Genomic DNA, 11,522 nt, shown 5'->3' on the forward strand with positions numbered 1-11,522 from the left:
ATTTGCTCATTTATACCTGTAACAAAGGTCACACAAGCTTAGGTTTTAAAATATGATATTTGTCATGTTATTAGTATCTTTGAGATACTAGCCAAAACCAAACGCTATGAGCAAATGTGAATCTTGTATAGTTAAGGAATTTAACTCACTAAAATCTTTAACAAGAGATGAGTTAATGAGAGTATCTGCTTGTAAAACAGGAAAACACTACAAAAAAGGGCAAGTGATTTTTGAAGAAGGAGAAACTCTAAATGGAGTATACTGTGTAAGAGATGGGGTCTGTAAACTTATTAAGTTGAGTGAAAACGGAAAAGATCAGGTTGTAAAGTTAGTAGTTAAAGGAGGTCTATTAGGTAAGCGCTCTTTAGTTTCTGAACAAAAAACTAATCTTAGTGCAGTGGCTCTTAACGATATGGAAATGTGTTTTATACCAAAGCGAGAGATTATGAATGATCTGTCTAAAAATCCAAAGTTTACTTTGGATGTTTTGAGAGAAATGGCGGAAGATCTAAAGGGTTCTGATGATGCTTTAGTAGATATGGCACAGAAATCTGTAAAGCAGAGAATGGCAGAAACTTTATTATACGTCAACGATAACTTCGGAACTGATAAAGAAGGCTATCTGAGTATTGTATTGTCTAGAGAAGATTATGCCAGTATTGTTGGCACGGCAACTGAATCGGCTATTAGGATATTATCTACCTTTAAGAAAGAAGGTTTTATCTCTACTTCTGGGAAGCGGATTAAAATAGTAGATACTATTAAGCTAAAACGAATAGAATAAAAAAACGCTCTAGAATTCTAGAGCGTTTTTTTATTTAAACTTTTAATCAATTCCAAATATCTTTACGTCTTTAAATGGGTCTATTTTTATTTCTTTCATGCTACTTTCATAAGTTGGCCAATCTTTGTTAAAGAAATTATTTGTTTCCATTAACAACTTATTTACCGCATCTTTTGCTTGTTTCATCAAAGTAGTTTCAGTTGAAGTTAAACCGTTTTGACTGCCATAAATGTATCCAGTCGCAGTTCTTAACCTTTGTAATGCTGTTACTTCTGGATTTCTAGTTATACCTTGACGTTTATCAATTTTCCCGAAGTACTGGTCCATTAAACCATCAATCGATTTTACAATAGCTTTAGAGGCTTCTATTTCTTTTTTATATTTTTCTTTATCCAACTTCGCTAATTCTTTTTGATAATTTGAAGCTATTGTTTTACTTTCTATTAGTTGCTTAGACGCATCTGCCAGTGTTTTTTGGATTTTTTCTAATTGCTTTGCTGCAGTATAAACTTCATTTATATTTTTTTGAGATACCTCTAATCGCGGATCTGATTCAACTTTGATAGTGGTCTCAGACATTTGATCTCCATAATGTAAAACAGCTTTATATGTTCCTGGCTTTACCGAGACTCCACCTGGTTCTCTGGTTTGTTTTCTAATACGACGTGATGGTCTGCTTACACCAGCCTCACTCATATACCAAGTCCATTTGTGGATACCGTTTTCCTTAGGTGCCTTAGTCTTTAAAGTTCTAATTAAGCGTGAACCATCATATAACTTAAGTGTTAAAGAATCCCATTTTACTTTTGTTTCATCTTTTTCTGAATCCATCTTTGATTCATCATCGCTGTCTTTATCTTCAGTTTTTGGTTGTTCTTTCTTATTAAATAAGTAATTAAAACGAGCACCACCGCCACGATTTTCACCATGATACATAGCATCTGCTCCAAAACGACTACCTGTTGGTTGTTGGTAAGCAGCCTGATATGCCGTTGGTGGCTCAAATAATTCAATATTTGAAGTCATAACAGACTTGTTTTTAGCCATTGCTCTTAAAGGTCTAATATCATCTAAAACCCACGCAGCTCTTCCAAATGTTCCGATTACTAAATCGTGTTCTCTTGGGTGAATAACTAAGTCCTTTACTGATGTGGTTGGGAATCCTTCTGTCCATTTAGTCCATTTGTCACCAGCATTTACAGAAATATATAAACCATCATCTGTTCCTAAGAATAGTAGATTTGGTTCTACTAAGTCTTCAACGATGGCTAATGTATAACTTTGCACATCGTTTTCATCTACAATACGTTCCCAAGTCTTACCATAGTTTTTTGTTCTATAGGCATAAGGAGTATAATTAAAACGTCTATAATCATTGGCGATTAAAAGCGCTTCTCCTTTATTTTTGTTAGACGCTTTAATTTGAGCTATCCAACTGCCATCAGGTAATCCTTTTAAGTTTCTAGAAACATCTGTCCAATTATTTCCTCCGTCGGTTGTGTAGTGTACACGACCATCATCAGTACCAGCCCAAAGCATATCTTTTTCTAACACAGAAGGCTCAATGACTAAAATGGTGGTATGATTCTCTGCACCAGTAGCATCCATGCTTAGTCCACCACTTTCAGATTGTTTTTGTTTCTCTGGATCGTTGGTAGATAAATCAGGAGATATCACTGTCCAAGTTTCCCCTTTGTCAGTAGACTTATGTACAAATTGACTTCCAAAGTAAAGGGTGCTATTATCAAAAGGATCAATATTAATAGCAGAATTCCAGTTAAAACGTAATCTTACATCTGGATCGGGATGTGTTGGACGCACACCATAGTTATTTCCTGTTTGCCAATCGTATCTGCTTACATAACCTTGTTGACTCATAGACCAACCATAACGCGAATCGTCTCTATCTGGCACAACATCAAAGCCATCACCAAAACTAATCTCTTGCCAATAGCTATTTCTAATGCCTTGAGCACGCCATACATAAGCAGGACCTCTCCAAGATCCATTATCTTGCATACCGCCATATACATTATATGGGTATTCGTTATCTACACTGATATGATAGAATTGAGCAACAGGTAAGTTACCAATAAAACGCCAAGACTTACCACCATCTTTTGTAATATTCATTCCACCATCATTACCATCAATCATAAAGTTGCCATTTTCTGGATGAATCCACCAGGCATGATGATCGGGATGAACTCCATTATTTGCGCCATAAGCAGGCATCAATTGTGAAAAGTTTTTACCACCATCTTCAGAAACATTTACATAAGTAAAGACTGAATAGACACGATTTTCATTTTGTGGATCTACATAGATTTCAGAATAGTAAAACGGTCTATTTCCAATATCACTTTTGTCATTAATCATTTTCCATTTAAAGCCGCCATCTTCACTTTTATAGAGTGCATTCTTTTTGGCTTCAACTAAAGCATAAATAACATTTGGCTTGTTAGGTGCAATTGCGACTCCAATACGCCCTAGATTTCCTTTTGGGAAACCGTCATCTTCTGTGACTTTTTTCCAAGTTTTTCCACCATCGTGAGTGATATGAAGACCAGAACCTTCGCCACCAGAATTGAAGAACCAAGGATCACGTTTATGTTCCCACATTGCAGCAATTAATTTGTTAGGATTTGTTGGATCCATTACTAAATCAGCAACACCAGTTTTATTATTAGCGAATAGAATTTTATTCCATGTTTTACCACCATCAGTAGTTTTAAAAACACCACGTTCTGGGTGTTCTCCCCAAGGCGAACCAATAGCACCAACATAAACCACATCTGGGTTTGTTGGATCCACTATGATACGATGAATGTGTCTTGTTTTTTCAAGACCCATAGCCATCCATGTTTTTCCACCATCGAGAGATTTGTAAACTCCGAAGCCTCCGTTTAATGAGTTACGAGGATTCCCTTCTCCTGTACCAACCCAAATAACACTTGGATTAGATTGCTGAATTTCAACAGCACCAATAGAAGCTGTTAATTCTTTTTCAAAAATAGGTTCCCATCTTATACCACCAGAAGTAGACTTCCATAAACCACCAGAGGCAGTACCTACATACATAATATCAGGGTTACTATTGACAACATCTATAGCTGTAACTCGACCAGACATGCCACCCGGACCAATATTACGAGGTGTCATATTTTTGACCATGTCCATTGAGAATTCTTGTGCGGAAATTAGTGTTACGCAGAATAGCATAACAATTGAGAAAAATCGTTTCATTTTATTAAGGTTGGTTAACTAATGCTTAAAATTAACGAAAAGAAATGATTGATTTCTTAATGAGTTGTTAAGTTATTTGTAACGCTCTTTTTTGAATCGAAAAAGCATTATTTTTACATAGCTATGAATATGAAAGAAAAACCAAATAAATCGGGTTTCGTATTTAAAACTTACGAAGCTCCGAACCAATCTCCTTTCGAAAAACTCTTTGAGATTTTTAAAGAACTTATAACCTATACCTCCGGTGATTTTGATGAAGCTATTGATTGGCTTAGACAACTCGATACAGAATATAAGTTGACTACACCAGAGTACACTATTGATGATTTTATAGAAGATCTTAAAAACAAAGGTTACATAAGAGAAGAAATTGATCCTAATGGCAGTGGTGAAGGTGGTCTTACCATTACAGCAAAAACTGAGCGCGCCATTAGACAACAAGCTTTAGATCATATTTTTGGTAAAATTAAGCGCAGTGGTTCAGGAAATCATAAAAGTAAAGGTATCGGTCTTGGTGATGAGCATACAGGTGATTTTAGAGCGTATCAATTTGGTGATAGCTTAGATAAAGTCTCAATGACAGAAAGTATTAGAAATGCTCAAATAAATAATGGTATTGGTGATTTTAGTTTAACCGAAGATGACTTGGTAGTTGAAGAAACGCTCCATAAAAGCCAAATGAGTACTGTACTAATGATAGATATAAGTCACAGTATGATTTTATATGGTGAAGACCGCATTACTCCTGCAAAAAAAGTAGCAATGGCTTTGGCAGAATTGATTACTACGCGTTACCCAAAGGATACTTTAGAAATTTTAGTCTTTGGAAATGATGCGTGGCCTATTAAAATAAAAGAATTGCCATATTTAAAAGTTGGACCATACCATACTAATACGGTTGCAGGATTGCAGCTAGCCATGGATATGTTGCGAAGAAAGCGAAATACCAACAAACAAATTTTTATGATCACAGATGGTAAGCCAAGTTGTTTGCGTATGCCAGATGGCCAATATTATAAGAACAGTAATGGTTTAGATCCATTTATTACCAATAAGTGTTATGCAATGGCACAGCAAGCAAGACGTTTGCATATTCCTATTACTACATTTATGATTGCAGAAGATCCATATTTGATGCAATTTATTAGAGAATTCACTCAAGCCAATAGAGGTAAAGCATTTTACACAGGATTAAAAGGACTTGGAGAAATGATTTTTGAAGATTACGAAAACAACAGAAAAAAAAGAATTAAAGGATAAAGATGAATATTGAAAATATAAAAACCTTAGGTGAGTTAAAGAAAGCAGGTTATCAACCCAAATCTATAAAAGATGAATTGAGAGATAATCTTATTGAAAATATTAAGAATAAAGTTATAACCTTTGAAGGTATCCATGGTTATGAAAATACTGTGATACCTGAGTTAGAACGTGCGATTTTATCGCGGCACAATATCAATTTATTAGGATTACGTGGACAAGCCAAAACACGTTTGGCACGTATGATGGTTAATTTATTGGATGAATATATTCCTGTAGTTGAAGGTTCGGAAATTAATGATGATCCACTACAACCTATTTCTAGATTTGCTATTGAGCTGATAAAAGAACAAGGAGACAATACACCTATTGCCTGGTTGCACAGAGATGACCGTTTCGCTGAAAAGCTAGCGACACCAGATGTAACTGTTGCAGATATCATAGGTGATGTAGATCCTATTAAAGCTGCAAATCTAAAATTGAGTTATGCAGATGATCGCGTGATACATTATGGAATGATTCCACGTGCAAACCGATGCATTTTTGTTATTAATGAGTTACCTGATTTACAAGCACGAATTCAAGTCGCGTTATTTAATATATTACAAGAAGGAGATATTCAAATTAGAGGATTTAAACTAAGACTGCCTTTAGATATGCAATTCTTGTTTACAGCAAATCCGGAGGATTATACCAATAGAGGTAGTATTGTTACTCCATTAAAAGATAGAATTGGTTCACAGATTTTAACGCATTATCCTGAGACTGTAGAAATTGCAAGAACGATTACAAGTCAAGAAGCCAAGTTAGTTGAAAGTCAAGCTGAATCAGTTTATGTCCCGGACTTAGCCAAAGATTTGCTCGAGCAAATCAGTTTTGAAGCACGTGAAAGTGAATATGTTGATGTGAAAAGTGGAATTAGCGCAAGAATGAGTATTACGGCTTTTGAGAACTTGTTGAGCACAGCAGAACGACGTGCATTATTAACTGGAGATGAACATACATCAGTACGATTATCAGATTTTATTGGCATCATACCAGCAATAACAGGAAAAGTAGAATTGGTTTACGAAGGAGAACAAGAAGGAGCAGATTTTGTTGCTAATGAATTATTAAATAGTGCGATTAAAACTTTATTCCCAGATTATTTTCCTAAGGTTGAAAAACTAGAGAAGCAAGGAGACGAAACACCTTATGATGATTTAATTTCCTGGTTCTTTAATGGGGATGGTTTTGAGTTATTAGATGATTTTGATGATACTAAATACAAAGCTAAATTAGATGAGGTAAAACCTTTAGATGCATTGATTGCGGATTATCAGCCAGAAATAGACCCAAGAGATGTATATTTTGAAAAAGAATTTATTCTTTGGGGACTAACCCAGTTTAAGAAATTAAGTAAGTATCGCTATTCGGAAGGACTTAAGTTTCAAGATCCTTATGGAAGTTATATCAGTGGATTGTAAAATTTGTCTAACTAATTGAGCTTGTTCTTCTTTATTTGTCTGGGTTTTAACCATAACCAAAATCCGCTAAATGATAGGAATAAAAGACCTAAGGAAATTAAGCTAGAATAAAACAATTTTGTTGCTTTACCATTTGAGTCAAATAAATAATCAACAATAGAACCGTCATGTATCATTTCAATGATATCTGCGGTTCTTGTTTTTTGAGATACTACTTTTCCTGTGTAACAATCAATTTGTAATTCGGTAAAATGTTTTTCAAATCTTACTTTAGCTATACCTTTTCGTGGTCTATAATCAATTCTATTTATATCAGTTGAAAGCTTTAAGCTGTCAATGTAGCTTACTGCATATTTCTCAATTTGAGATAGTGAAAGCAGTTTTCTGCCTTCAGCCCTAATTGAAGTGGTATATGGCTTTAATTGCAATTGGTCTTTCCATGCTAGTAGTAGCCCAGTGACACTCATTATAATAACAAACAGCAATAGTGGTATAGCTATAAAGCGATGAGCCTTGCGGTACCATCGTGTAGATTTTGCTAATGATAGATTCTCTTTATTCATTCTATTAATTAGTTCACGAATCTAAAAAAAAATATTATAACTTCTGGTGTTAAAGAGTTAGGACTATACAATGAGAAATAGTGATTTAGTATAGGCTATTTGTATAATACGAAAAAACTAATATTCTAATCACCAAGTATCACGACTTTTAATATTAGCATCGCAGAGCTTTATAATCTCTGCAATTCTTTTTTGGCGAGTTACAGCTCTTTTTGCGTTATGTAGCCATGATAAGTAACTTTTTCGATAACCTTTAGAGAAATTTTGATAGTTCTCAAAAGCATGTTTATTTTTGTCAAATGCATCTTTTAATTCTTTGGGAATAACACCATTTTCAACATCATCCATTTCGGTCCACTTACCACTACTTTTTGCAAGATTTATGAGTTTCCATCCAGATTCTTGAATTAAACCAGCTTTTTCAAGTTCTACGATGTATTTTTTATTTAGAGCACTCCAAGTACTTTTTCGATTTCTAGGTGAGAAGTATTGAATACGTTTCCCTCCACCTAAACTTTTTACTGTAGAATCTATCCAACCAAAACATAATGCTACTTTAACAGCTTCTTCCCAACGCATTGTGGGCAATTTAGTCTCTATTTTGTAGAATACCAGATATACGGCTTTGTATTTATCGTGATTGGTTAATAACCAATCATACCATTCGATATCTCGTTCAAAGTATAATTCTGGGTGTTCCATTAAATTAGTTAATCCCTAATATTTGTCATTCCTGCGAAGGCAGGAATCTATATTAAGTTTATCTGTGTTTTTTGAGTTCTTGCCTTCGTAGGAATGACAGAAAGTTGTTAATTTATCTCTTTCGAATAGATATAATAATCTCTATCGACTTTAAAATCCTTATTTTTAATAGGTTTTGTTTTCCATTCAGAATTTGGAAATAGCCATTCCGTTTTTCCATCAATTTCTACCTCAACTGGCATATCAAAGTCTTCGACAATATCAACATATCTATATGATAGTTTACGATTTTTAATTTTATATTCTAATGTAGGAATACGCACATCTCTCAAATATTGATTAAAAAAAGCGGTTAAATCTTTTTTAGTCATCTTACTAATGTAATCTTCAATTTGCTCCGTAGTAACTGTTTGATGATAAAATTCTGAATTTAAGCCTCTTAAAATTTCTCTCCATTTCTCATCATCATTAATTAATTGTCTTAAGGTATGCAACATATTTGATCCTTTATAATAGATATCACCACCGGTTTTATTTACACCATAAGGACCTATCATGGGTATCTTATTTTGTATTCTAAATCTAGTACCAATTACATAATCAGCGGAAGCTTCACTACCATAATAATAATCTAAAAATAGATTTTCGGAATACGCTGTGAAGCTTTCATGTATCCACATGTCTGCAACATCTTTATTTGTAATATTATTAGCAAACCACTCATGGCCAGCTTCGTGTACAATTATAAAATCCCATTTTAATCCCCAACCAGATCGAGATAAGTCTGTACCTAAATACCCTTTTTTATATTGATTACCATAGGTCACTGAACTTTGGTGTTCCATACCTAAATAAGGTACCTCTACCAATTTAAAACTATCTTCATAAAATGGATAAGGTCCGAACCAATGCTCAAATGCTTTCATCATTTTAGGAGCATCTTTAAAGTGTTCTTTTGCTTTAATTAAATTATCCTTAAGCACCCAATAATCCATATCTAAATTCCCTTTTTCACCAGTATAAACTTCAGAGAAATTGACATAATCGCCAATGTTTACGTTTACACCGTAGTTGTTAATAGGATTTGATACGAACCATTCATACAATTTATAACCTCCATATTCGTATTCATAAGTTTCTCTTAACCTTCCATTTGAAACAGCAATTAAATCTTTTGGAACATCTATAGCTATACGCATACTGTCAACTTCGTCGTACATATGATCTTTATTTGGCCACCATGCACTGGCTCCTAAACCTTGACAAGAGGTTGCAATAAAATGGTTGTCATTTGTGTCTTTTTTCCATGAAAAACCACCGTCCCAAGGTGCATTTTTGGCTTCAATTGGTTCTCCTGCATATTGAACATATATTTTATTATATGTTCCAGGTACTTGTTTCTTTTTGAGATATACAAAATAAGCAGGTCCAATTTTGTCATAGTTGAGTTGTACATCATCTTGAGAAAATGCGGTTACTTTTAAGGGATCTTGAAGATCTATTTGTATGACATTATGTGATTCTAAAACCTTGTAATGTATAATATTATAACCCGAAATGTATTTTTTGTCTGGTTGAACTTTAATATTTAAATTATAATAACTTAAATCCCACCAAGCGCGCTCGGGCGTTATACTGCCTCTTAAAGTATCTTGTTTTGTAAATTCATCTTTGTTTGAAGCTAATTGTGCATCTACTTTTGTAAATAATAAGAGTGTTACAATAAACACATAGCATTTATGAAATTTTAGTTTGTTGTATTTGTTTTGCATTCGCTTTTTTTAAGTATTTGATAAACATAGCAATTCCTGTAATTATATTAAGACCAAGGTAAATACTTCCAAATGTTAGCATTATTTTAAAATTAGAGGTTACACTTTCAAATTCTGATAATTCAGAAATTAATGCAAGGGCCATATAAAAATTAAGGGTTGTAAAAATTAATGAGATAATTAACCCAGGAATAATTTTTTGTTTCATTATCTGAAATCCAATAATAACAAGAAGAATTATGGCAATTGGATTGTGCCAGGAAGTGGCCATCCAATAATACACAAGCGAACCTAGTATTATTATTTCCGGAAGTAAATGTTTTAGAGTTTTATAATTCATCCCTAAATTTTATTGAATAACGGTTCTAATTATCTAATTATTTTATTAGGAAATACTACAGTACTCTCATGCCCATATTTACCAACGGCAGCAACTCCGAATAACGAGTTGTCAATGACTATGCCATCTAAAGTAAATTCAGTCACATCCCCAACAAAACGACTATTATCCCAAGTTGGCGACGTAGTGTCTCTCCAATAAATTTTATAACCTGCAGCACCATCTACTTTATTCCATTTTAGTTTTGCAGAAGGTTCTACAATACCTCCGATTCCTACATCACTTGGCGAAGGTGGAGCAGAGGCGAGGCTAGCCATAGTAATAGCGTTTACAGCAGTTAGTTTTTTGCAATATGGGAAATCTACGTGTTCAAATGTATCACCATAATTAATACCGTTTTCTGTTCTAATATCTTGGTGCTGTTGCGTGTAATTTTCATGAGCTTCCATAATACGTATACCAGCAAAACCAACATCGTTAAATGGTCTGTGATGACCTCCACGCCCAAAACGGTCTAATCTGTAAACCATCATCGGATTCATCTCCGGCATATAGGTTTCTGTTGTTTTATGAACGTAACGGGCTAATTGACGTGAAATTCCATCGACTTCACCACCATAAAAGCGACGTGCTCTGGCTTGTCTTTTCAATTTTTCTGCATCTTTTTCTCCAGTTGTGGTTGGTTCAGAAAAAATTCTGAAAGTACGGTTATCAATAACACCATCAACTCCAGAGATATTACCTATCATATCATTATTTAGCACACCAATAATTTCCCAATTGTTGTCTTGGGCGTATTTTGCCATCCCTTGGCCACCGAATAAACCTTGCTCTTCACCAGACAATCCTAAATAAACAATACTACTTTCAAATTTATATTTAGACAATACTCTTGCGGCTTCAATAGCACCAGCCATACCAGTTGCATTATCATTTGCACCAGGTGAATCTGAAGTAAAATCAGCAGGATCTGAAACTCTAGAATCTATATCTCCGCTCATTATAATAAAACGATTAGGGTATTTTGTACCACGTTGTATGGCAACAACATTAACCACCATTACGTCCTTTACAATACGTTGATTTCGTCCTTTTTCTACTAAATCTTTTTGAAAGAAGACTTCTAAACAGTCACTACAATTTTTTGAGATCGTTTCAAACTGTCCTTTTATCCAGCGTCTTGCAGCTCCAATTCCTCTGGTTTCTGAAACAGTATCACTTAAAGTGTGCCTTGTACCAAAATCGGCTAATTTTTTTACATCATTACGCAAACGTTCTTCTGAAACTGCGTCTATGATGTCATAGATTTTAGTGTCCGTTTGTGATGAAATAGATATTGAAAAGAGTATTGAAAATAAAAGAAGTGTATTTTTCATTTTTTAAAATTTT

General features: G+C 34.2%; 9 protein-coding genes. 3 read left to right on the plus strand and 6 right to left on the minus strand.

The window, feature by feature from the left end:
* The first annotated feature begins 106 nt into the window (after window positions 1-106).
* The gene (locus tag ACFWU4_RS07785) at window positions 107-784 is read left to right on the plus strand and encodes a Crp/Fnr family transcriptional regulator (RefSeq protein ID WP_411126510.1); all 678 of its coding nucleotides are present in this window, start codon (window positions 107-109) and stop codon (window positions 782-784) included.
* 42 nt (window positions 785-826) lie between these two features.
* Here the strand turns inward: ACFWU4_RS07785 and ACFWU4_RS07790 are convergent, their stop codons facing one another.
* The gene (locus ACFWU4_RS07790; protein ID WP_411126512.1) at window positions 827-4,030 is read right to left on the minus strand and encodes a VPS10 domain-containing protein; all 3,204 of its coding nucleotides are present in this window, start codon (window positions 4,028-4,030) and stop codon (window positions 827-829) included.
* Between the two features lie 129 nt (window positions 4,031-4,159).
* Here ACFWU4_RS07790 and ACFWU4_RS07795 point away from each other — a divergent pair, with 129 nt between their 5' ends.
* Together ACFWU4_RS07795 and ACFWU4_RS07800 are read left to right on the plus strand one after the other, a co-directional pair.
* On the plus strand, window positions 4,160-5,290 hold the full coding sequence (locus ACFWU4_RS07795) for a vWA domain-containing protein (RefSeq protein ID WP_411126514.1): 1,131 nt from the start codon (window positions 4,160-4,162) through the stop codon (window positions 5,288-5,290).
* A gap of 2 nt (window positions 5,291-5,292) precedes the next feature.
* A complete protein-coding gene (locus tag ACFWU4_RS07800) occupies window positions 5,293-6,756 on the plus strand; it encodes a magnesium chelatase (protein ID WP_411126516.1) in 1,464 nt (487 codons plus the stop codon).
* An 11-nt stretch (window positions 6,757-6,767) separates the two neighbouring features.
* Here the strand turns inward: ACFWU4_RS07800 and ACFWU4_RS07805 are convergent, their stop codons facing one another.
* The 5 genes from ACFWU4_RS07805 to ACFWU4_RS07825 form a co-directional block, all read right to left on the minus strand.
* Window positions 6,768-7,319 carry a PepSY domain-containing protein gene (locus ACFWU4_RS07805; RefSeq protein ID WP_411126518.1) on the minus strand — a complete coding sequence of 184 codons (552 nt, stop codon included), beginning with the start codon at window positions 7,317-7,319 and terminating at the stop codon, window positions 6,768-6,770.
* Between the two features lie 129 nt (window positions 7,320-7,448).
* Window positions 7,449-8,021 (minus strand): YdeI/OmpD-associated family protein, encoded by a 573-nt coding sequence (locus ACFWU4_RS07810; protein WP_411126520.1) that lies wholly within the window; start codon window positions 8,019-8,021, stop codon window positions 7,449-7,451.
* Between the two features lie 107 nt (window positions 8,022-8,128).
* Window positions 8,129-9,793 (minus strand): M1 family metallopeptidase, encoded by a 1,665-nt coding sequence (locus ACFWU4_RS07815; protein ID WP_411126522.1) that lies wholly within the window; start codon window positions 9,791-9,793, stop codon window positions 8,129-8,131.
* Window positions 9,759-10,133 carry a hypothetical protein gene (locus ACFWU4_RS07820; protein ID WP_411126524.1) on the minus strand — a complete coding sequence of 125 codons (375 nt, stop codon included), beginning with the start codon at window positions 10,131-10,133 and terminating at the stop codon, window positions 9,759-9,761. Before ACFWU4_RS07820 ends, ACFWU4_RS07815 begins: the two co-directional genes overlap by 35 nt.
* A gap of 29 nt (window positions 10,134-10,162) precedes the next feature.
* On the minus strand, window positions 10,163-11,509 hold the full coding sequence (locus ACFWU4_RS07825; protein ID WP_411126526.1) for a M28 family metallopeptidase: 1,347 nt from the start codon (window positions 11,507-11,509) through the stop codon (window positions 10,163-10,165).
* Window positions 11,510-11,522 lie beyond the last annotated feature (13 nt).

Source organism: Winogradskyella sp. PE311, from assembly GCF_046545555.1.
Classification (GTDB): domain Bacteria; phylum Bacteroidota; class Bacteroidia; order Flavobacteriales; family Flavobacteriaceae; genus Winogradskyella.